Origin of the sequence: Paenibacillus nicotianae, assembly GCF_042681745.1 — a bacterium.
GTDB classification, from domain to species: Bacteria; Bacillota; Bacilli; order Paenibacillales; family Paenibacillaceae; genus Saccharibacillus; species Saccharibacillus nicotianae.
The window spans coordinates 3,041,284-3,064,434 of sequence record NZ_JBHUGF010000010.1 but is presented as its reverse complement, the minus strand read 5'-3'; the positions used below and the strand labels follow the sequence as shown (position 1 = coordinate 3,064,434).

At 35.7% G+C, this 23,151-nt stretch carries 16 protein-coding genes; 6 read left to right on the top strand and 10 right to left on the bottom strand.

Features of this window, described 5'->3' with window-relative positions; all coding sequences use genetic code 11:
- Positions 1-107: 107 nt before the first annotated feature.
- Positions 108-1,034: a dipeptidase gene (locus ACFSGI_RS17580; RefSeq protein WP_204825480.1), complete on the bottom strand. Its 927-nt coding sequence runs from the start codon at positions 1,032-1,034 to the stop codon at positions 108-110.
- Positions 1,035-1,195: 161 nt separating this feature from the next.
- On the opposite strand from ACFSGI_RS17580, the gene ACFSGI_RS17575 reads away from it, so the two are divergent.
- Complete coding sequence (locus ACFSGI_RS17575; RefSeq protein WP_379283807.1) at positions 1,196-1,846, top strand: hypothetical protein; 651 nt, start codon at positions 1,196-1,198, stop codon at positions 1,844-1,846.
- A 127-nt stretch (positions 1,847-1,973) separates the two neighbouring features.
- Here ACFSGI_RS17575 and ACFSGI_RS17570 read toward each other — a convergent pair whose 3' ends face one another.
- Positions 1,974-2,147, bottom strand: a complete 174-nt coding sequence (locus ACFSGI_RS17570) for a hypothetical protein (protein ID WP_204825479.1) — start codon at positions 2,145-2,147, stop codon at positions 1,974-1,976.
- Positions 2,148-2,347: 200 nt separating this feature from the next.
- Positions 2,348-3,532: an MFS transporter gene (locus ACFSGI_RS17565; RefSeq protein WP_204825478.1), complete on the bottom strand. Its 1,185-nt coding sequence runs from the start codon at positions 3,530-3,532 to the stop codon at positions 2,348-2,350.
- A 140-nt stretch (positions 3,533-3,672) separates the two neighbouring features.
- Here ACFSGI_RS17565 and ACFSGI_RS17560 point away from each other — a divergent pair, with 140 nt between their 5' ends.
- The gene (locus ACFSGI_RS17560; protein WP_204825477.1) at positions 3,673-4,566 is read left to right on the top strand and encodes a LysR family transcriptional regulator; all 894 of its coding nucleotides are present in this window, start codon (positions 3,673-3,675) and stop codon (positions 4,564-4,566) included.
- A 48-nt stretch (positions 4,567-4,614) separates the two neighbouring features.
- On the opposite strand, the gene ACFSGI_RS17555 is transcribed toward ACFSGI_RS17560, so the two are convergent.
- A complete protein-coding gene (locus tag ACFSGI_RS17555) occupies positions 4,615-5,616 on the bottom strand; it encodes a cation diffusion facilitator family transporter (RefSeq protein WP_204825476.1) in 1,002 nt (333 codons plus the stop codon).
- Positions 5,617-5,922: 306 nt separating this feature from the next.
- Here ACFSGI_RS17555 and ACFSGI_RS17550 point away from each other — a divergent pair, with 306 nt between their 5' ends.
- Positions 5,923-7,488: a hypothetical protein gene (locus ACFSGI_RS17550; protein WP_204825475.1), complete on the top strand. Its 1,566-nt coding sequence runs from the start codon at positions 5,923-5,925 to the stop codon at positions 7,486-7,488.
- 160 nt (positions 7,489-7,648) lie between these two features.
- Here the strand turns inward: ACFSGI_RS17550 and ACFSGI_RS17545 are convergent, their stop codons facing one another.
- On the bottom strand, positions 7,649-10,204 hold the full coding sequence (locus tag ACFSGI_RS17545; RefSeq protein WP_204825474.1) for a diguanylate cyclase domain-containing protein: 2,556 nt from the start codon (positions 10,202-10,204) through the stop codon (positions 7,649-7,651).
- 41 nt (positions 10,205-10,245) lie between these two features.
- On the bottom strand, positions 10,246-10,848 hold the full coding sequence (locus ACFSGI_RS17540) for a biliverdin-producing heme oxygenase (RefSeq protein WP_204825473.1): 603 nt from the start codon (positions 10,846-10,848) through the stop codon (positions 10,246-10,248).
- A 779-nt stretch (positions 10,849-11,627) separates the two neighbouring features.
- Between ACFSGI_RS17540 and ACFSGI_RS17535 the strand changes: the two genes are divergently transcribed.
- A complete protein-coding gene (locus tag ACFSGI_RS17535) occupies positions 11,628-11,912 on the top strand; it encodes a hypothetical protein (RefSeq protein WP_204825472.1) in 285 nt (94 codons plus the stop codon).
- Positions 11,913-12,311: 399 nt separating this feature from the next.
- Here ACFSGI_RS17535 and ACFSGI_RS17530 read toward each other — a convergent pair whose 3' ends face one another.
- Genes ACFSGI_RS17530 through ACFSGI_RS17515 form a run of 4 tightly spaced genes read right to left on the bottom strand, consistent with a single transcriptional unit; the run spans position 12,312 to position 18,097 of the window.
- Positions 12,312-13,280: a protein NO VEIN domain-containing protein gene (locus tag ACFSGI_RS17530; RefSeq protein ID WP_204825471.1), complete on the bottom strand. Its 969-nt coding sequence runs from the start codon at positions 13,278-13,280 to the stop codon at positions 12,312-12,314.
- Positions 13,252-15,216, bottom strand: coding sequence for a DEAD/DEAH box helicase (locus ACFSGI_RS17525; protein ID WP_204825470.1), 1,965 nt, complete (start codon positions 15,214-15,216; stop codon positions 13,252-13,254). The genes ACFSGI_RS17530 and ACFSGI_RS17525 overlap by 29 nt, the downstream gene beginning before the upstream one ends.
- Before the next feature lie 9 nt (positions 15,217-15,225).
- Positions 15,226-16,494 (bottom strand): hypothetical protein, encoded by a 1,269-nt coding sequence (locus ACFSGI_RS17520; protein ID WP_204825469.1) that lies wholly within the window; start codon positions 16,492-16,494, stop codon positions 15,226-15,228.
- Positions 16,487-18,097, bottom strand: a complete 1,611-nt coding sequence (locus ACFSGI_RS17515; RefSeq protein WP_204825468.1) for a DNA cytosine methyltransferase — start codon at positions 18,095-18,097, stop codon at positions 16,487-16,489. Before ACFSGI_RS17515 ends, ACFSGI_RS17520 begins: the two co-directional genes overlap by 8 nt.
- A 284-nt stretch (positions 18,098-18,381) precedes the next feature.
- Between ACFSGI_RS17515 and ACFSGI_RS17510 the strand changes: the two genes are divergently transcribed.
- Both ACFSGI_RS17510 and ACFSGI_RS17505 read left to right on the top strand, forming a co-directional pair.
- Positions 18,382-20,619: an McrB family protein gene (locus tag ACFSGI_RS17510; protein WP_204825467.1), complete on the top strand. Its 2,238-nt coding sequence runs from the start codon at positions 18,382-18,384 to the stop codon at positions 20,617-20,619.
- The gene (locus ACFSGI_RS17505) at positions 20,585-23,038 is read left to right on the top strand and encodes a DUF2357 domain-containing protein (RefSeq protein WP_379283801.1); all 2,454 of its coding nucleotides are present in this window, start codon (positions 20,585-20,587) and stop codon (positions 23,036-23,038) included. The genes ACFSGI_RS17510 and ACFSGI_RS17505 overlap by 35 nt, the downstream gene beginning before the upstream one ends.
- Positions 23,039-23,151: the final 113 nt, after the last annotated feature.

The window sequence follows — 23,151 nt, the reverse complement described above, 5'->3', positions numbered from 1 at the left end:
ACCTCCTTGATGTTATTTATACTATAGATTGGTCGGATGCTCGCCAAAGGTTCATTTTTGATTAAAATTATATTCTACATAAAGAAAAGAGGCTTAGATCAGCCTCTTCATCTCAATACATAATTCATAAAATTTTGATAAGCAAATCCGTTTACTTGCTCTTCACTATAATGCTTTAACAGCTCATTAATCAGATTCTGACTTTGCCCAGCATGTTCTAATCCTTGAATATGATACATAACGCCGTCAAAGTCTGATCCAAGTCCGATTAACTTCTCTCCGCCTAATGAACAGAAGTGATCGATATGGTGGATCAATTCAGGAATCGTTACAATCTCTTGCTCACTTACAAAGTACGGGCAATATACCACATGAATCATAGCATTTTTAGCAAATAAAGCTTGAGCTTGATCGTTTGTAAGATTACGTGGATTTTGGAAAATATGACTGGCGTTAGAGTGACTGGCAATCGGATAATCGGCAATCTCGATCACATCCCAGAAAGCACGTTCACACAAGTGACTCACATCGGATAAAATCTTATATTTATTGTTCAATTGAATCAATTCTCTGCCAAACGCTGTCAGTCCTGCTCCTCGTTTCTCCAATGCGCCGTCTGCCGCTAGATTAGCATAATTCCAGGTTAATCCTACCGAAAGAATACCTAACCGATACAATATATTCATTTTGTGTAGATCATTTCCGATCGGATCGACTCCTTCTAATGTAAGAAAAGCACCGATCTGATCATCTTGCAACTGCTCAATCTGCGACCACTTCGTAATATGCACCATCTGCGGATTTTTTTCCAATACTTCTGTATAGAAATAGTGAATCTGATCCAGACAAGACTGGAATTTCTCAGGGTCTTTGAGTTCTGGTTCTACAAATACAGCGAATCCTTGTACTTTGACTTGCCCGGTTATAAGACGCTCAAGATTGGTATCTAGTTCAGGCGAATCTGCAAAATTCAATTTTCCTTTGGTGTCCCAAAATTTATACAAAACATCACAATGCAAATCAATAATGTTCATCATCAACATCCTTCGCTGTTCAAATTGTACTTTAGTGTTCTTTCAAGCATATAGTAGATTTAATCATTTGCAAAATAGAATGAAGTGATACCAAATGCTACATAATACGTATATAAGATAGATAGTCATCATGTTAACTTTGAAATAAAGGTGGGAATCTCTTGATTAATGTACATGCCAAATTACAGCTCAATAAAATAAATACAGCATCCAAATCATGGTTCCAAAAAATAAATTGGGCAGAAATCTATCTTGCTGTTGTAGGAGCGATCCATCGTGTTGTTGTCGAACAACCGCGCAAATGGACAGCTACCCGTCAACAACATGCTGATCTTCCAGTATCTCATATTCGGCAATTGCCTTTGCAAGCAGGTGATATTTTGTATACACCTAGTTCCGAATCGACGTATTATGCAGGGCATATGGGAATACTGGGAGAAGACGGCAAAGTGTATCATGTGCATCCGTATGGCCCTGTTTTTTCAGATTCGGTCGAGTGGTATGTAAAGCGATTTTATGATCAAGATCGATTTATCGTATTTCGTCCACAATCACCACAAGCCGGGCAAGCGGCAGCATTATGGGCACAAGAACATTATCAGCAAGTGCAGGCGTATCGTCTAAATACGAATTTGGATCAAGTGGAACGTAGCTACTGTTCGAAATTTATTTATCAGGCATATTTATTTACATCTGGAATCAATGTATGGCCTCGTCCGTTGAAGCTTGGCAAGCATGGTTATATTTATCCTTTCCGAATTATGCGCTCCAAGCATCTGAAGATTGTAGGTAGCTTCTACAGAGGATCATAGTCACATAGAGATTAGGATAAAAAATCATTAAACGATTGATCAAAAAAGGCTTCCTGTGAGCATCAGCAACGATGTTCAGGAAGCCTTTTGGTATATACAAATACAACAATGATCCCAAATAATTAGATTATAACAAATGAATAGGGGTCTGATATAAGTTCAGCAACGCTGTCCCTAACATAAAGCTACTGGTAGACAGCCACAAAATAGCATATCGGCCTTGCAATACTTTTTGCTGTGTAAAATAAATGGCTGTGATCACAAATAATAAACTCAAGATCATCCATAATATCGTTAGCATATTTAGAACCTCCATTCAAAGTTGTTACCATAAGACTGATTATTACATTCAGTATAGTAACAGACCATGAACAACATATAACGAAGCCCTTAAAATCACCTAAAATTGAAATGAAAATGATACTAAATATTTATACGAAATCTCTATGTTCAAAATGATGCAATATACACTATTGGATCGAAAGCAATATCATCGGCGCCTCAAGTGCTTTTGTGTGCAGTCGCTACTACAGACTTATGCTTGGCTGTATTTCTAGCTCCATTACCGATACAACATTGCACAATTATCATCAATACAATCATTACACCAAGACCCCATTGTGCAGTTACAAAGCTTCCAGAATGATCAAATAATAAGCCTACAATCAGTGGGCCGATTGCTCCCAAAGTATAACCACCGCTTTGTGTCATAGCAGACCATGCATTGGCTTCACCAGCATTATTAGCTTCTTGAATCGGAAGCATAAGAGCTAATGGGAATAATCCACCTGCGCCAATACCTAGAATACTAATCGCTAACCAGGGCGATACAGGCAAATGTAATGCGAGTAACCCGATAATTTCCATCACACTACATCCGACTAACCACCACGCACGTTTGCCGAATTTGCTAACTCCGATCGGAATCAAAAAACTAATTGGGATCTGAATAATTGTAAATAAAGTCATCATATAACCGGCTTGAATAGTACTGTATCCTGCATGTGCCATCATAGGAGATAACCATGTCGTTAAGGAATAGAATACCGCCGCCATTAAGCCAAAAAATATCGTTAACAGCCATGCTTTTTTCTGACGCAAAGGTAAAGATACTGAAGCTGTCGTTGTTCTAGATTGAGGAGCACGAGCCAATCGCAACCAGCTCAATCCTGCACCAATCGCTAATAGCGCCCAGAAAGATAAAGAGTACTGCCAAGAACCGCGGAATACTTGTTGTAAAGGTACTGCCAGACCTGCGGCTAATGCCGCTCCGATCACAAGAGATACAGAGTAGACACTCACCATAGGTGCTGGATGAGGGAAATATTGCTTAATAAATCCAGACAATAAAGGACCAATTAATCCGATCCCTATCCCTGCCAGTAAAGCACTACTCATTAAGATAAGCGTCGAATCAGCTATCAGACGTAACAAAGTAGCAAGTCCTATCAATAGTAGTGAAAAAGTAATTACTTTTTCCAATCCCCATCGTTTGCTCCATGAAAGAGCAAGTGGAGCAAATAATCCCATACATAAAACAGGCAACGTCACCAAAAGACTGGCAGTAACCCCTTGAATATGAAGGTCAGCCCGTATGTTTTCCAGTAGGGGAGAGATCGATGTAATCGCTGGGCGCAAATTAAGAGCCGCTAGTAATAAAAGAATCGTTAAATATCGTATACGCATTATAAAGCTCCTTATCTGTATTGAATGTGAGGAAGTATGTATAGTATAAAAAAAGAATAACGATTGTACCATACTATTGTTTCTATTATTATGATAGTACAGTACTATGATTGAAATAGATAAACTTCAGGAGGATATAGATGGAACTACGCCAACTGCAATATTTTATAACGGTATGTGAAGAACTACATTTTACCAAAGCAGCAGATCGATTAGGGATTTCGCAACCGACTTTAAGTCAACAGATCAAAGTATTAGAAGACGAATTGAACACGCCTTTGTTTGATCGGATTGGCAAAAAAATCAGAATTACAGAAGCAGGCAAATTACTTCAACAATACAGCACACAGATGTTACGTGATCTGCAAAATGCTAAAATGTCGATTGCTGAATTGCAAATTAATCAACGTGGAACCTTGCGAATCGCTGTATTGCCGTCTGATCTGGATTATCGGATGGGATCAATCTGGATAGCATTTCATCAATTATTTCCTAACGTGCGCTTAGAGATTATTCCTACGATCGACATTCAAGATATGGTATTTGCAGATAAAGTAGATATTGGGATTGGATTGGCTGCGTTACCGGATCAAAGGCTAGTACAGATTCCTTTGGGTACAGAAAGTTATAGTTTATTTGTTCCTTCTACACATGAACTGGCTCAACGTGTAGATATAGATTTAGAAGAATTGTTGCAGTTGCCTTTAATTCTGTATCCTGTAGGTTTTGTCGGTCGCACATTGCTAGATGATTGTTTTCAGTCGAAAGGTTGGAAAGTGCAGACAATGATGGATAACGGATCAGCCGCTTCCCAGTTACAATTGGTCAAAGCAGGCATAGGATTCAGTATTCATCCGCATGCGTTACTAGCTGCTTTGCCAGATGAGGAACTGACAGCGATTCCGATCGTAAATCGTACTCCTGTACGAAGTATCGAACTGCTGTACCGGACAGATCGTTATATGAGCGCCGCCGCGAAGATGTTTATTTCGTTAATCGAAAAGCATTTTGCAGATCAAGTCAAAAACCTCTAGTTCCCTGCTGAATCAACAGTTTACTAGAGGCTCTATTGTTATACTTATTTATTTTAATACATCGGCTTCTCTGTTAGCCCAGCTATGAATCCCATCATCTTCGATAATCGAAATAGAAGCATCAGCAATATCAGGATTAGTCATTAACTGTTGTTGCACGCGGAACTTAATATCATCTGCATCGGCAAGTGTTAATCCTTTGTGCAGTTCAATCAGACCTTCTACATGATAATAACGTCCTTCTTGAATAATACGCATCATCTGAATATCAGCGACTTGTTCATCTGCAAGAATGGTCTGCGATACTTTGTCTTCGATATCTTTGGGAGCTGCAACACCGATCAGTCCGATCATATTGTCATACCCGACGCGGAAAGCAACAGCGATCATTAATAGACCGATCAATGTAGTCACCATACCATCAAGTAGTGCAAAGTTAGTAAGAGCAATGACAACGACAGAGATTAGAGCAAATAAAGCACCAAGTACCGCTACAATATCTTCGTAAAAGACAAGGCGTGTCGGTGGAGCCGCACGTCCTACATTTTTAAAAGCCGCTGGCATCAATGCGAAGCCTTTTGCTTCCGGTGCACGAGCTTCTTTCAAAATTTCTTTCATCGCTTTGATCAGAATTGCTCCATCGATCAAAATATTAAGTACCAATACAGCGATATTAATCCATACGCCACCAGAATGAGCCACTGGATGTTGCAACAAGTGAATCCCTTCATGAATCGTCTCGTACGCCATAATAGTCACTACAATAACGGCTATCATACAGAAAATATTAATGACCCGTCCGAATCCTGTAGGGAAGCGAGGAGTAGGCTTTTTCTCAGACAAGACACTACCGACAAAGACAAATCCTTGATTAACCGCATCGGCTAGTGAATGCATCGCAGAAGCGAACATCGCTCCACTGCCACTAACTAGAAAGGCTCCGCCTTTACAAATCGCCAGCACCGCATTACCAATCATCGCTACAGCCGAAGATGTATTTCCTTTTTTGACTAAAGACATCAAACTTTCTTTTTCTGGTTGTTCAGCCACTTCGATATAGCCCCCTAATCTGTTCTATGTATATTGTTTGGACAAGTCGTTCAACCTGTATTAATACACGTTTTAACAAAGGTCGAAACGCTTTTCTTTTTGTACTATAACGTCTGCAAACAAAGGATACAAGAAATTTAATATACGATATGATATTGCGAACATAATCGATAAGTCGCTAATAACATATAGGCTTGCACAAGTAAAAAGTCTATTTTAAGATAAAATTATCCGCTGACTTTCTTCATTATATGAAGCAATTTTTAGGCAAATGCCAGACATAAATAAACGAGGAGAAGATGGAAAATGACCACTTATTCTTTATATGAAAAGCGTACTTTTGGTGAGATCAAACATAAGCTACCCCGTCATAGTTGGTGTTATATGCATAATGAAAGTCATGATGGTGAATTTGAAGAGATGGAAGTCTGGTATCATACAGGTGATCTTACACTAACAGAACTTCAATTAGATGAAGGGCCTTTTTTAATTATAGTGGAGGGCCATCTTGTAGTAGAACGTTCTATTAGTAATATACAGATTGATGCAGCGAGCACTAACCTTATCGTACTCGGCGATCTACATACACCCTACATGATTGTAGGAGGACAAGAAGTTTGGATTCAGGGTCATTTGCATGTTAGTGAAATGTTCTGGGGAGACTATAATCACGGAGAATTGGTTGTTCAAGGCGATCTACATGTCAAATGGATGATCGTAAGCAATGAATATCGAGTCAATATTCATGGACAATCGCATAGTCAACGGAATATCCTAGATTGGGATGATGCGCAAGAGTGGCAAGGATTCAATATAATCGATCTTTTTGTACCTGAATGTATTATTGATGAAGATACAACAGAGCCTTTTGTATGGCGCGAACAACTGATTGCACGGGTGCACAAAGAGCAACCGATTATGTCTACAGACCAGCTCTTTCCTGATCAACAAGCACTAGATATTCCATTTTTATTTGAAAATGACCAGATGACGATAGCAACGATAGAGCAACTGTTTGATTATTCGTTATTATCTCCATTCAGTAAAGAAAGCCATTTTGCAAAGTATGAATACTGGATCGATCATCAATTTGGTCGAGTAGGTGTATACGGGGATATGGATACAGAAGGTCATAATCGCAATCTTTATTTTCAACAAGCTACCGATTATGCGTTATTATTCAAGCTTCTACCTGTCACTCCTATGTTAGAATCTACCGATACAGAGAACTCTTCGACAATAGTCCAATGGCAAATGTCAGGTAGATATCGGTATATGGAAAGTGATCATAATGATTGGATTCCATTTACCCCTGATGCACCACCTGATATTCAACAAGGGTGCGAGCGTGGATGGAGCACTTTATTACAAGCTGTATCGACATATCAATATGCCCGCAAGTTAGTAAAACCACAATGGATTCGTGATATATTAGCGCTCCCAATCGCTCAACCGTATAACGATTATTATGATGATGACCGTCATGGATTGTGGGTAGAAAATATTTACTTTTCATTTCGCCAAGAAGGTGTGATCCATGACCAAGTTTTGCAACCAGGACTGTTACGTCTAGGAAGGGAGTATACCGATGCTCAAGGAGATAGTAAGTTTGAGCATTATTTCTATGAATTGCATCATCATGCAGACGGCTCAGAATGTGTGATTTTGGATTATAAACAGGATCAAGATGAGGAAAATCGCATCGAGCTCAGTTATGCAGGGGGCTACAAGTTACAACTTGCTGTTGATCTATTAAAAAAAGCACGTCAACTTATCGAAAAAGAAAATCAAAATTTGTTAGATGGAGAAGCGCCCTATTATGCCGAGCCATTTGCTATACATGATTGGCAAGCAAAAGGATATTTGAAGTAAAACTATTAACGTTAGACTCTTTCTAATTAGAATGAATAGATATAGAGTTAGCTCGAAAAGGAAATCAAAAAAATACCCCTTTTGTATATTATCCTGAATAGAAAGGGATTTTTACAAAAGGGGTATTTATCTATTTTTGTTTAAACTATTTTGGCTACAATTAATATTCACCATCACAGCAGAAAATTTGATTTTTACCTTTATTTTTAGCTCTCATTAATGACCGTTCGACTTGATCGATCAAGTCAGATGGGCGCATCGAAGCATTAGGAATAACCGATACGCCACCAATCGTAACTGTCATAAATTCACCAGAATTAGAGGTGTCTCTTGGAATTTGTAGAGCAAGTACACTCTGACTAATTTCTTCTGCAAGACTTTTGGCTTGTGCCTGATCAGATCCTGATAACATCATCGTAAAAGCACCACCACTAAAGCGAGCAATAGTAGCTTCATGGATACTGCCGATCATCGCTAATACATCAGCAACCCACTGTAGACATAGATCGCCACCATTAAGACCATGAATAGCATTATAAGCCCGTAGACCATCAAGATCGATTAAAAATAAAGTCAGATGTTGTTGTTCGGCAAGAGCAGTATCCCAATTTAACTCTAGCGATTTTTCAAAAGCAGGTCGGTTAGGAATATCGGTTAATGGATCAGTAGCTAAATAGCTATGCAATTGGTCAGACATGTTAGAGTATGCTTCTGTTTGCTCAATATTAGAAGCTACTAGACGAGCAATCATCATCACTGAAGGCTTGCCACCGTACGTAATTGCTGTCAAAGTCACTTCCAATTGCATAATATTCTGATCGACATCGGTAAAGAAACCATTGGTCGAGATTAATTGAACAACATTTTCCTGCAATTCATCCAGACTTTTCTGCATATCGTCTTGAGATTGTCTACTGATATACTGTGTGAAATCTTTGCCGATCAACGCTTGTGTACTTTTGGCTCCAAATAATTCAGCGGCTTCACTATTGGAATAAATGATTTGCCCGTTGGTAATCGTCATAAAAGCCACAGGAGACAATTCCATCAGTTGCAAATAACGCTGTTCATTTTGTCGTAAAATACGAGCATTTTGTAGCGCTAATTCTTCGACTTGTTGCAATTGATTCTCAGTTTGACGATGGACAATCGTTTTCAGCTCGGGCAAGATATTGATTTCTTTTACTTTCCACGGGAATGAAGTCGATTGAACCACTTGTCTCCATTTCTCAAATGATTTACGCGGAGAAAGACGCATTCCATCATTGTCTTGAATCACAGCTTTAGCCGGATCGCCTGCCCATTCTACAATCTGAAGTACTTCAGGACGGAACCAGATAATATAGTTCTGCTGACCGGGGGAAAGAGCAAGATAGAGCGCACCCGATGCTTTTTCTTTGTAAGCTTTGGCAGGTTCGTAGTCCAGACTTAGACGAGAATTGGCATAGACATAATTTTTGGCTTTGCCGCCTAACCAACCGGCTAGTTCACGAACTTGTCCGGCTGTAGGTGTCTGACCGTATAACAATAATTTATCCTGATAACTAATCGCTGCGCCTGAAGCACTCATCAGATTAAGCAATGTCGTTTCTTCTTCTTGCAATTGTTCAATGACACGTACAAAACTTGTATTACCTATAAATACATCTGCTATTCGTGAAGCCTGACGGCGCATATCCAATTCAGATTCATAATCATCGATCTGTTGACGTTGATACAATTCACTGGAGAAGAAAGAACCTAGAAAATTGCATAGATTTCGTACCCGATGCGGAATATATTTAGGTGAATAATGATGACAAGTAATCAATCCCCATAGCTGATTATCATGGATAAGTGAGATCGTGACTGTAGCACCTACCCCCATATTATGAAGATATTCGATATGCAGAGGCGATACACTACGCAGAATCGATAGACTCAAGTTGAGCGGCTTACCGGTTACTGGTTGTATCGTTGGAATAATTTCTACCGGTGTATAGTGTACATCTACAATCGTACGTAACCAGTTGCGTAGATACAATTCACGAGCTTGCTTTGGAATATCAGAAGCAGGATAGTTATGCCCTAAAAAAGGTTCTAACTCAGCTTCTCTCGCTTCAGCAATCACTTTGCCATTCCAGTTCTCGTCAAATTCATAGATCATGACACGATCATAACCAAGCATTTCTTTGATCTGTTCTGCTGCGACCTGACTGGCTTCAAATCGATTATTTGTCTGCTTCACTCTTCCAAAAAAAGTACGAATCCATTCAAAATCATTCACTATGGTAGATTCATCGATAGCATCCAATTCAAATTCTAAAATGATCAACCCTTCACTTTCATGCAAAATCACAAAAAATTCAGTAGTGGTATCCTGTAGATTGATCAGTAGACGTGTATATTGAAGATCGGAAGTAGACTCTGTATTAAGATCATATTGAAGTAAGGAGAGAAGCTGTTCTTCACCGATCAACGAAGCTAAGGGTTGCCCCAATAATTCTTCGGCTTCGATACCAAATAAAGCGATCGTATTACGACTCGCTTGTACAACGGTATGCTCCTTGTCTTTGGTTATTGCCAATAACACACCATGAGGTTGAATTTGCCCGGGAATATGAATCGGTTCTTTATCACAATTGGTCAGATCGATCGGTTCCTGAGTTGTAAATTTACCTTCTGTTAAAAGTGTGCGATTGAGCAAATCATATTCATTGTTTTTTGAACCTGACATTAGTTGGTTAGCCTCCTGTATATCATGATGTTATTCTTATGCTAGTTCGGATTGGTACTTAACCATAGATCAAGTAATCTAAATGTTTCTTTGGCTGTATATATGATTTGTTCTTTATTTTCTTCAGTTACACCAGCTTGTAGCAATAAGTCGCGGAAAGCAGACCATTGTTCACGAGTCTCTGCACCATAAGCATTAAAGTAATGCAGGCCGCCTTCAGGATCAACAGGCAAAAATTTCATTAATTGCTTGGTAATAATTTGTCCACCCAGAGTAGACCCTTCGATAACGTAGAAAGCACCATACATACGTGCAGGTGTAGAAATATCCGGTAAATCTGTACATAACGGCAGTTGTTGGATCTCTTCTGTTGTCATACCTAAGTGAGTCAAATCTTGTTCCAACAATGGCGATTTGGCACGTACTTCCATATCAAATCCAGCATTAGACTCCAGCGTATTCATATGTTCAACAGCTTGTTGTTCTAACGGTTTTAAAAAGCCATAAAACTTGGCAAGATATGTGCGATATTCATCTAAAGTGAGCGTTCTCGCCATAATACCTTTAGCATAAAAATTGCCTTCAATCTGTTCATGGTAGACAGCGGTATCTTTGCGTAAGCGATCTAGTAATTCAATTGTCATTTATCATCTCACCTTAATATCGATTAATAAGTTACTTAATAATAAGTTATGGAGTCGTATAAGCTAATATCTATATCTAATATGGCTCTGATCCAAAAGGTCCTCACTATAGTACGTCAACAGAATGGAAAAGGTTCAATAGCTGGGGAGTTAAAGTATAGTACAAGCATGCTATGAATACAACAAATTGAGGGTCATACTATTATGTTTCTTCTATAATAAGAGTGAACAGTTTGCTTCATTTTGTTCTATCTATTTTATCATGTTGTAGGTACTGGATGAAAGTGCTGTTTAAGTGAAATCAACCAATTATAGTCTTTTAAAAGTGTCGAAAATTTGAAATATAGGTCTAGCGGGCTAAATCAAAGAAATTATCCTATTCATTCGCCAAATATACATGCAATTTCTTTATATTACACTTCAACTAGCAACAGATAATAGAAAAAAGCTTGCTTGAATCGTCTGAGAAAAGAGACAATAAGCAGGCTGATAAAGTTGTAGTATGTAATGCTATAGAAATAAATGAATATAAATAGTTGGGTATAAAGTTATTGTTTTCGTTTTAGATAAGAAATAAACACAATAAAACCATACAAAAACAGCCCGCATAATCCTAGCATGATCACGAATAACACAAACGGTAAAATCGCTCCCCAAGCCATAATAATCCTCCTAACCTGTTTGCTTTTATACTTTATTTCATTTTATAGTAAAATAAGTAAAAAGATAAGTATATCCTAATACGAAATACATACCATATGAAGTAAGGAGGTTATAAGATGTCAGATATATCTGCTTTGGTGTTAGTTATATTCGTTAATGTGCTGGTGTACGGATTAGCAATCTGGGGAATCATCCGCATGATCTACAAACGCTCCAAGCATCCCGCCCATACGCTTGTATTCATGTCACTGATCGTTTGTATAGTTATCTTTACAGCGAGTATCGTACAGCAAATCATGTATCGCGATTGGACGATAAATGTAGCAACGTTAGCACCAATGATGGGGTTGTTTTCGATTTATATGGTGAGTCGTAGGGAGAATCGCGTAGAATGTAAATGAATCTAAAAAGAAAGTAATCCCGTAAAGAAATCACTTTCTTTTTGTTTGTTATTTTAATTGATAGAAAGGTAGTTATGAACCTTTCTATTGATTTTCAAGCAATCTAAAAATACTGAGAAAAAAGTTATAATTTTTGTAATATAAATTAGTCGTTTATTTTTACTATTATTGGAATAATACTTGTTTATATTTCTAGTTATAGAAAAATAATTTTTTTATAAATTATTGCATTGATTGTTTTAATTAAATCATCAACACTTATATATAGAAAGTAAAATGTGATTTTATTAAACAAAATTTATATAAATTCATCTTAACATTATGTGAATATTAAACAGTATATATTATAGAAATACTGTTTAATTCCTAAAACAATTTAAATCTATTTAATTTTGAATATCAATCGTATTTAGAAAAAAACCAATTTTGAGGTTCTCTATTCCAAAAGTTATTCTGAAAAACAAACTTATAAGGATTTTTAATGATATAAGGTTTATAATTAGAGGTTTTAAAGTTTTCTCTATCTATTAAATATAAATAATAACTTTCTCCTTTAGTCTTTGAAACTTCAATTTCATTTTTTGTCCAAAAAAATTCTGCTTTTTTCGTATAAGATTTTACTTCTATAAATATATCGACACCTATTGAATCAATAGATTCGTAAGAAATAATATCATAACCAGCACCAACATCTATATCAGATATTTTTAAGATTTTTTTACATTTTTCATATTCTTTAATGCGATTTTTCTCATATTGTAGGACGAATTCTTCAGCTTCATGTCCATATTGTTCTTTTAAAGTTTGTATTTCTTTAAACTTTATTAAACTCATTTTTTTTCTAGCTGATTTTAAAATTTTCTTTAAAAAATCATTATAAAAATGATTAATAAATAATAAGTTTTTAGTTGTAAGATTTATTTCAAAAAAACCTAAATTAATAAATAAATTTTTAATTGCAGAATATCTAAAAGGGATATAATTATTTTTTATAGTGTATAAATTATAAATATAATCATAAGTTATATTTTCTGGATTGATAAATTCAGGATATATTCTTTCTATTAAAATTTTTTGTAATAAAACTTTGATTAACTTTTCTTTTATCTTTTCAGAATGTAATGTATTTTTTAATTTTAGTCCTAATTTCGTTAAAGATATTGTGTCATGATTATTTGAAATCGCAGAAATAAATTCTAGAAAAGAAATAATCCCTTTAATAGGAATATTATAAAAATAGCTGTTATTCAAACAAAATTTCTCAATATCTCTTAATTTTTTTGCTTCAATTGAAAGAACATTTTTTATTACATATATAATTTCTTCTAAACTTCCTAAATTACTTTGTTTTGAAAGATCTATTAACATAATCGTTAATCAACGCCTTTATATCATCTTTTTCAAAGTCATCTTCATCAATTAAAGAAAATAAAGGAATAGATTGGCTTTCTATAATTTCATTCATTCTAGTCTCTTTAAATTCTAAGCGATCATGTATAGTTTGATCTATAGAATTATTAGATAGTAAATAATAATAGTTAATTTGATCATTGGGTTTAAGGCCATATCGATGAATTCTATCTTTCGATTGTATAAATTGGGCTGCATTAAATGTACGTTCTAAATAAATTGCATTATGGCATGCTTTGTGTAAAGAAATCGATTCTGATACAGCAAATGGATTAGCAATAATTACATTAAACTCAGAGTTGAAATTATGAAATTCTTTTATTATACTTTCTCTTGTATCAATTGTATTATTTTTAGAATCTGTTTCTACTGGAGTATCTCCATATAATAAACGTGATTCAATATTATTATTTTTTAAATAAGTTTTCAAATCATGCATATTTTGAATAAAAATAGCCCATATAATTACTTTTTGTTTAGCTTGAACAATTTTATTTACTAAATTAAGAATATATTGAAACTTTATCGGAATTTCTAATTTATTATAATTGATTATTTTATTAATAATTTCAGAATCATCGATATATGTTCTATCACTTAAACCTTGCTCAATAAAGTATTGATCAATAGGTTTAGATAATAAACTAGGATTTGTAGCAGCTTGAGTTAAACGTACCAAACGTGCTTTAATTAAGGCACCCCTTATATCATTAGAGTTAGTTTTATCTACAAAATAATCTAAATATTTTTTTTCTATAAATTCATAGATAGATCTTTGATGATGTCCCATGTCTAAAATTATGGGTGGATTGTTAATTGCTGGAGGTAAGTGTAAATCACTTTTTTTTATTCTTATAAAATAAGGTGATATATCTTTTATTAAATCAGCAACCTTAATATCACTAGGATCTTTAGACATTTCTTTTAAATGATATTTTGCATATTTTATTATTTCTTTTGAAGGCCATAAAAATTGAAATAGATTTATCAAATCTTCATAACCATTAGGAGCTGGAGTACCAGTTAACACAACTCTTGACTTGCAAAATTTGCTTATAGCAAGTACTGATTCAGCTACAATTCCTCCATCAGTATTTTTTATTTTGTGAGCTTCATCTAATACAACCATCACATTATTATTTTTTATAAAGTATATTAGATCTTCAAGAATGCTATTAACTGCTTGATAGGACATAAGAGTTAACTCTGCTGGTTCAAAAGAGTAAAAATATTTAGATTTTTCGTGCTTACTGAGATTTCCAGATAGTCTTTTAGATTTGACTTCTTTTCCAAAACATTCCTCATATTCATTTTCCCAAGGACCAAATGAGCTTAGGGGACCTATAATTAATATTCTATCTACATATTTAGGATTTTCTTTATTAAGATTTTTTAAATAAGTATATGCTGCATAAACAATACTTGTTTTCCCAGATCCTGGAACTGAAAAATTACAAGCATTTTGAGAAAAAGCTAGATGATAAGCAGATAATAATTGTAGCTTATATAAAGTCCTATTTCTCATATTTTGTTCTAGGCTTTCTTTAAATTCAGAAAAATCTTCAATTTTAAAATTATTATTTCTTATATTTAATGCTTGTTCAGAGAAAACCTCGAAATTTTGTTCTTCTTGAAAATAATCGCTTAATATTTTCTGTATAGAAATTGAGAGAGTTTCTTTTAAACTATATTTTAAAATCATTTCTCGTATGTTTGTCAAAATATATTCTTTATCTTCATTTTTATAAGGTATTAAAATTAAAGAATCTTCTATATTAGCTTTTAAATTGTCTTTTAAGTACATTTTTGCTCTTTTATTATTTTTTAATAAAATAATAGAGCCAGTTAAAATAAAATGATTATCAATTTGATTAATATCTATCTTGATTTCCATGAAAATCTCCTATTTTTTTTCTAGATTTTTTTTGAAATCCCATACGATTTTACTGATTTCTTTAACTAAATCCATATTGTTTTTATCTAACGAATCCGGATTTATGGCAGTTAGTGCATTTTTAGCTTTAGTTAATAGTTCTAAAGGCTGATTAGCGTTACTCTTATCTTCTAATCTTCTTACAGATTGATTTAAATTGCCCTTAAGCAAACCTCTAGATTTATTCGTCCAATTGTTATCTCTTTCTTCTAAAAGTTTTGATAAATCTCCCTCAGGGTGATTTTTATATATTGATTCTATAGAATCTTCTTCTATAGAATCAGTGTTTTTTATGTGTGAATTTAAAAAATCCGTCCAAATATTTTTATCGCAAAAAATTCCATCTTTTTTGCTTGGTTTTGCAATTGAGCGAAAATCTTTACCTTCATATTGAGCACGTATATAGTCGAAACAAACAGTTTTTAAATCTGTAATGTCAGAATCTTTGGCTTTCCATTCTGTTTTCGGAGATCCTTTGGTATATGATTTGAGATAGCCATTTAAATCAACAAACTGACCTTCTCTTTTTTCAAGTCTTGTATATATTCCGTTATATTCTAAATAGTCTAAATAACTATCCATAAGTTCCATAATTTCAAGCCATTCTTTTATTGTTGATTCTTTCTCCCCCATCATGTCAGCTATTTCTGTTTCATCGTAGCCTACTTCCCCTAGATCCTTACATTTAAGATATTTCTCTATAGGGTTATAATCAAGTTTTTCGTCGGCTCCCATTTGATAAGTAGTTTCTAATCGCATGATTTCTTTTTTTAGGGAAGCATCAGGTAAAATAACAGCTATAAAATATTGACAATGTTGAGTATTTTGATTAGGCCATTTTTTTTTCTCTCTATAAATTTTATTTAATAAACTTGCTCTTCTATTACCATCAATTATTACGCCGTCATTAGTAACTATTCCGTATTGTTGCTGTCCATTTTCAACTAGGTTTTTAAGTGTTGAATCATTTCTTCCAGGTTTTGAATCATATAAATATGATTCGATTTTTTTGATATCTTCATTATTCTCAGGATTGAGAGTTCTATATTGTTTTTCATATGATTTTACTGCGCTCCCAATTCGGCCATTATATTTGTTGTATATTAAAAATTCTAAGGGAATCTTATAAGCTTTAAATTCTTTTATCTCAGCTTCATATCTTATTCTAATACCAGTCATATAAGGCTCTGTTTGTTCTATAATTTCTTTGAGCTTTTTAGTTCTAAGTTCTTTATCCATTCTTTAAACTCCTCATCTTATCAATTAATAATTCAAGGATTTTATATCCTACTGCAATTTCTACTGGAAGGGATAAATGACTTTGACTAATAGTAATATTACCTAAATCATTATTAGGAGAAATGCATAATATAAAATCCTTGATAATATCTAATAATTCATTTGGACCAAGTTGCTCTTTTCTTTGTTCTTCAGTTAGGCAGTAATTTTTTTGGAATATCTCAAAAGAAACTAAGCGTGGTTCAATAAAATTCACAAATGCATATATCTTTTCCCATATTTGTTTATCAAACTCTTTATTTGCAATAGCGGGTTTATATATTTTAGCCCTCGGGCCCTGACTTTTATGAATTTCAACATCCCAGTTAAATTTTTTATTATGAAAATCAGAATTGTAATTCGTTAGTTCTACTCTAAATGCTTTAATTATTAGATAAGGTATATGATATTTAAAACGAGCTATTTCTTTTTTTGGTTTTTCTTTATTAATTTCAAATACATGATGATTTAAATTAACAAATTTAATATTATTTGCATGATTTATATGAATATAATTTTGAGGTAATTCTTCGTTTAAAGATATTGCTATAGATTTAGCAAAAGCAAATGCCATTTTTGGAGGAACAGCGTTTCCTACTAATTTAGATTTTATACCTCTAGAATCTCCATAAAAACGATAGTCTAAAGGAAAACTCATAATTGATGCTAATTCTCTAACTGTTGGGGATCTGAATCTATTATCTTTATATTTATATATTATAGATTCCCTTGATGATACTGATGAATTCGCCATTACAGTTCGAGCTGGTTTATTAATATCTTCTGGAAAAGACATTCTACCCATATATCCTTTATCTTCTTTTAACTGTCTTGCTTTTTCCCATTCATGAGTAGCAAGTTCTCGAATATAATGATGGTCAGTTATAGATTTTGAAATCATTCTAAGATTGTAATTAGGATCTTTAATAACTCTATTTAGTTTTTCTCCGGGTTCACCTAATGAATAAATAATGTCTTTTAAGGATAGAACTTCATTATCGTTTATTATTGTGAAATTTGGAGTTGGAAAATAACCACAAAGGAATCTTTTTCTATTTTGTGCAACTCCAAAGTTTTTGGAATTGTATACTCCTGAATTATTGTAGAAAACTTGTAATATAAAATCTCCTTCTATTGATAAATCGTTTGAACTATAAAAGGGTTTAATATATTTTTCTATATTAGGAACATTTTCAAGAATCCAATATTTAAGAATAGAATTTCTTTTGAATTTTTTTCTTGCTACTATTCTTAAGTAAGATTCTAACAAACGTATACCTAGTTCTTTATCTCCTTTACCTGATTTGTTTGAATTAGAAAAAGCCACGCATGGAGGTGAACCAATAATTATTTCTGTATCAGGAACTAAAGTATGAAATTCTTTATCGGGTAAATTCGATATTTTTTCTACGTCTTCTAATATTGTATTAGAAGACGGATGGTTTCCATGATGAGTATTAACAGCAGGTAACCATTTATCTACAGCAAAAACTGTAGTAAATCCAGCTTGTCTAAATCCTTCCGAAAATCCTCCAGCACCACAAAAAAAATCTGCTACTTTCATTATTCAATACCTTTCTGTAAGAACGTTTGTTTCTATTATATCAAATTAATTATAATTTATAATATATTTAGGTATAGTAATTTTTAATGCAGGACTATTTAACCCTATAATTACCTATTTTACATATTATTTGATTCTTTAGTATTAGTAAATAGACTATTTTACAAAATGTGATTAATTTGTGGATCCCATATTAATTTTTTTAAATTAGGATTTGTGACAGGTCACTTTCTTTTGGTTTAAGATAAATAGATAAAGTAAATTCAATGCACAGGAGAATACTCATGACCTTGCCAAAAGAACTCCAAGACATTTTTATACACAAGCAAAAATCATATAAAATGGTACTCATTCTTGTTCTTTTAGAAGAAATGCGTGTGACTCATTTAAGAGAAGTATCTTTGACAAGAATCAAAGAACGATTTTTATCTTATTTTCAAGAGCGTGAAGCCAATAATCTACCTGTAGATGCACCGCCTTCTCGTATGGCTTTTCGCTGGGCGGATTTACCATTAAAGCGAGTTCAATATGTGATCGATTCACCTATAGAAGCACTATCATCTATCCTAGATTATCCTAACGGTAGTTACACATTAGGCTTCAAGCAAGAATATTACAATCGGTGGGATCAGTCTGTTCTGGATGAATTGTACCAGTATGCACAAGATGAATTAGATGCTTATTATGCACCACCTCAATCTGATTTCTCTCTACGAGAAGACTTATTGAATATTATGTCATCGTACACTCAAGCCAAAGCTCAACCGCTTACCGGACATCCGCTTGCTGAATATGTGCGTAAGACCGTACCGGAACATCTCAAGTCACTACCTTTTATCCATAACCATTTTAAAGTGCAAGGATCGGTAGGTCGAGGTAATTGGGCGACGATTCCCTGGTTAGCAGTAATGTATCCGCAGATTACAGATACCATTCAGCGTGGTGTATATGTAGCCTATTTATTTTCAGCAGATATGCAACATGTGTATTTGACATTGAATCAAGGGCTGGGAGAAGCACGTAGCCATTTGGGCAAAGCAGACAGTACAACTTATTTGCAAGAACGTACGAAGGAAATACGTTCCCAGTTACCAGAGAATCGGATGAATCGATCGGATGATATTGAACTTAATGATGGGCGATTAGGCGATGATTACCAGACGTCGACAATTGCTTATTTTCATTATGAACGGGAACATATGCCAGACAATGAACAGTTGATCACCGATCTATGGGATGCAATGGATAGTTATATGTTCTATATCGAGAGTCAAGCAATCACCCCGAATACGGTCTGGACTACGATTGTACAAGATGAAGAGAGTGAAGAAGATTTCTCTACACAGATTCGTGATCGGGATGTACAGGCGACACTAAGCAATATCCGCGACTACATCACCCAACGTGGATTCTACTTCCCAGCCCACTTAATCGAGAACTTCTACCTCTCTCTCAAAACACGCCCGTTTGTGATTCTCGCAGGCATCTCCGGCACAGGGAAGACGCGTCTGATTCGTCTGTTCGCGGAAGCGGTAGGAGCGACAGCGCTGAACGGGCAATTTCGCTTGATTCCGGTACGTCCAGATTGGAGTGATCCGACCGATCTGATCGGGTACAAAGATTTGTCCGGTACTTTCAAGCCAGGCCCACTCACATCGGTGATTGCTGAAGCATCTCAATCGGAGAATCGTCATAAGCCTTATTTTATCTGTCTGGATGAAATGAATCTGGCACGAGTGGAGCATTACTTTAGCGATATTTTGAGTCTTTTGGAGACCCAATCGTGGCAGGGTAGACATATTTTGACTGATCCGGTAATTCCAGTAGCTACCTTAGAACTGGAAAGCGATCTAGAACGATATGGGAATCTGGGCATACCGGAAAATGTGTATCTGATCGGAACTGTTAATATGGATGAGACCACGTATCCATTTAGCAAAAAGGTGCTCGATCGGGCGAATACGCTTGAATTTAACTCTATCGATCTAATGCAGTTACCCAAGTTACGTGAAGAAAGTCAGCAGGTGGTCGAAGCTGTACTGGTCGAGCAGTCTTTTTTGCGAGCAGATTATTTACAATTGATCGATGCGTATGACCATTATGCAGAATTAATCACCCGTACCACTGAGCGATTGGTAACCGTTAACGACATACTGGAAGATATCCATGCGCATGTAGGGTTTCGGATACGAGATGCAGTATGCTTTTATATGATCTATAACGAACGTTTTGGATTGATGAATGAAGCAGAAGCATTTGATCTACAGATGATGCAGAAGATTTTGCCACGTATACAAGGAAGTCAGTCTGGAGTACGGCGTGTGTTGGTGAAGCTATTACGTCTGTGCTTACAAGATAGTGTCCGTATTCCGTCACCGATGGAAGATGATGATGCCTTCTGGACACAATGGGATCGCGGAAATACCCCACCACAGGCGAACTATCCACAGACAGCGCATAAGCTAGTGGATATGATTGTGAGGTTAGATGAAGATGGATTCACATCCTACTGGATTTCTTAATCAGAGTACTGATTTGTTAGAAGTGAAATGCAATATCGGGACGATCTATATCAAAGGCAAACCGTATCATCCGGTCGTGGAGACCTTACAGTTGCACCGCGATCAGGGAGAATGGGTGGATGCGCATCTGATCTGTCGTTCACTTTCGCCTGATGTGGTGATTGAAAGAATCTCGGTTTTTTCACCAACTGAATATAAGCTTATGCTATGGGACGGGACAACACCGTCTTTTCCTTGTTTTTACGAGCAACAGAACTATGAATTTTTGCTGATTAAGTCGGACGAGTATATGCAGTTGCCTGTACAATTTCATCATGAACATCTGGCGATTCGAGAAGCGATAACGCCTAAGGGTGAGCAGGTGTTATCTGGAATTTTGAATTTTAAAAATGAAGTCGGTTTTACAGAATTGGAATTACGTAGCGGAGGACAACGATTAATAGCGATCGAACTGGAAATTTTCCCGTCCAAGCTGGATTACAAGCAAGATTATATCCAGTTGCTATGTGAAGTGAATGAACAGGTGTACAATCTATCGTTTGATTTTCTCAAGCGGACATATCAGTCTGTTCGTATTCGGGATACCCAGCACCAGAGTTTGAGTGAGTTTTTTGCATTGATTACTCATTTATTTCACCAGATGGAGATTGCGATCGAACGGATTAATCGGCAACCTCATCATAAGCTGAACAAATCTCTAGAACGTAAGCCTGCATCACGAGTGAAGCGGGGAAGTAACCGCAATAATGCCTATCTTGCCAGACATCCGCAATACTTGGAACAAGATTCTGTTCATGGATGGTTACCGATAGGGACAGAACGTTACCAGCCGACTCATTTGCTAGATACGATGAAGCATATCTCTTACGATACCGCAGAAAACCGTTTTTTACGTTGGATGTTAGAGCGTATATTGAGCAAGTTACAGCAATTACAAGACCAGTACAACCAGTTAACCCGACCACAGAATTTCCGTAGTCGAGCGTATGATTCTGTTTTTGTAAAGCGTGTTAGTCAGATGATCTCGCGGTTAGAGCAGATATTATCGTTAGAATGGCTACAACAGATTTCACCGATACGGCAAATAAGTATTAGTCTAGTACTCCAGATGGCGCCCGGTTATCGGGAAATGTATCGTTATTATCTTTTGCTTCTCAAAGGATTATCGATCCAGAGCGATCTGTTACGCTTATCGATGAAAGATATTGCAGAAATCTATGAGTACTGGTGCTTTTTGAAGTTAAATGAATTGCTAAGTCGTAAATATCCATTAATTAAGCAAAATCTCATCAGGCTCAACCATAGCGGATTATTTGTAACTTTAGGTAGAGGACAGCAATCCCGAATGGAATATCTGAACCCGCGTAATAACGAGACATTTGTGCTGTATTATAACAGTCTACCGAGCCAAGAAGTCACCCCGACTTTGCCACAGCGACCGGATAATGTACTGTCTCTAATGAAAGTAGATGCCGGACAGACCAAAGAATACAGCTTCATTTTTGATGCCAAATACAAGTTGAATGCCGCTGTAGAAGGCTCGTCTTATGCTTCTGCTTACCAAAAGCCAGGGCCACAGGAAGAAGATATTAACACGATGCATCGTTATCGCGATGCGATTGTGCATATGTCTGCTGGTGACAAATATGAGCGTAGTATGTTTGGCGCATATGTATTATTTCCGTATGGAGATGAAGAGCAATTTCGTGAACACCACTTTTACCGTAGTATTCGCAAGTTAAATGTAGGAGCGTTACCTTTTTTGCCGAATGCGACCAGTCTAGTGGAGCAATTTCTAGATGAATTGATTCAAGATAGCCCAGAAAAAGCCTACGAACGTTCTACTTCACCTCGTGGAACAAAAACATATTACCAGAACAAATTGCTAGACAAAAATATGCTAATAGGATCAGTACGTGGACCGGAGCAACTACAGATTGCACTGGCAGAACATTTCTACCATGTGCCACTGGCTAACTTTGTGGATACTCAGGTGATTACGCAGATAGAGTATGTAGCGATGTATGAATCCAGACGAAAGTTTGAATCGTTGGGTAGAACGGGTATAAGCTATTATGGCAAAGTAGATAGATGGGATATCGTCAAGCGATTGGATATTACCGAGATTCCTGCTGATCCGCAGAAAGCGAATTTGTTATATGTGAAATTTACAGTTACCGAGTGGCAAGAACGAACAGAACCTATTGCATTGGCAGGGCAAGGTATCTACACACTGCTATATACGAGTAAATATATATTCGATCGTGCAGAAGAACTCGCTGAATTACGATTAGAATCGGAAGAAGATCTAGCCTTATGGCGTGAAAAGCGTAGACAAGGCAAAGTTAAAGTGGAGCTAGATCACGATTATGTCGATTTAGCAGAGCATGTGATTGATGTAAGAATAGAAGAAGCGTAATCCGCTAGTGCTATTTTGAAAAAAAGATAAAAGTCATCTGCTAATGCTCTTATAGTGAGTATGCAGATGACTTTTGTATTGTCTATAAATGTAAGAAAATAGTAAATAACAAC

Coding starts and splice junctions, on each gene's coding strand:
- ACFSGI_RS17580 (WP_204825480.1), bottom strand. CDS start 1,034: ATGAACATTATTGATTTGCATTGTGATGTTTTGTATAAATTTTGGGAC.
- ACFSGI_RS17570 (WP_204825479.1), bottom strand. CDS start 2,147: ATGCTAACGATATTATGGATGATCTTGAGTTTATTATTTGTGATCACA.
- ACFSGI_RS17565 (WP_204825478.1), bottom strand. CDS start 3,532: ATGCGTATACGATATTTAACGATTCTTTTATTACTAGCGGCTCTTAAT.
- ACFSGI_RS17560 (WP_204825477.1), top strand. CDS start 3,673: ATGGAACTACGCCAACTGCAATATTTTATAACGGTATGTGAAGAACTA.
- ACFSGI_RS17550 (WP_204825475.1), top strand. CDS start 5,923: ATGACCACTTATTCTTTATATGAAAAGCGTACTTTTGGTGAGATCAAA.
- ACFSGI_RS17545 (WP_204825474.1), bottom strand. CDS start 10,204: ATGTCAGGTTCAAAAAACAATGAATATGATTTGCTCAATCGCACACTT.
- ACFSGI_RS17540 (WP_204825473.1), bottom strand. CDS start 10,848: ATGACAATTGAATTACTAGATCGCTTACGCAAAGATACCGCTGTCTAC.
- ACFSGI_RS17535 (WP_204825472.1), top strand. CDS start 11,628: ATGTCAGATATATCTGCTTTGGTGTTAGTTATATTCGTTAATGTGCTG.
- ACFSGI_RS17530 (WP_204825471.1), bottom strand. CDS start 13,280: ATGTTAATAGATCTTTCAAAACAAAGTAATTTAGGAAGTTTAGAAGAA.
- ACFSGI_RS17525 (WP_204825470.1), bottom strand. CDS start 15,216: ATGGAAATCAAGATAGATATTAATCAAATTGATAATCATTTTATTTTA.
- ACFSGI_RS17520 (WP_204825469.1), bottom strand. CDS start 16,494: ATGGATAAAGAACTTAGAACTAAAAAGCTCAAAGAAATTATAGAACAA.
- ACFSGI_RS17515 (WP_204825468.1), bottom strand. CDS start 18,097: ATGAAAGTAGCAGATTTTTTTTGTGGTGCTGGAGGATTTTCGGAAGGA.
- ACFSGI_RS17510 (WP_204825467.1), top strand. CDS start 18,382: ATGACCTTGCCAAAAGAACTCCAAGACATTTTTATACACAAGCAAAAA.
- ACFSGI_RS17505 (WP_379283801.1), top strand. CDS start 20,585: ATGAAGATGGATTCACATCCTACTGGATTTCTTAATCAGAGTACTGAT.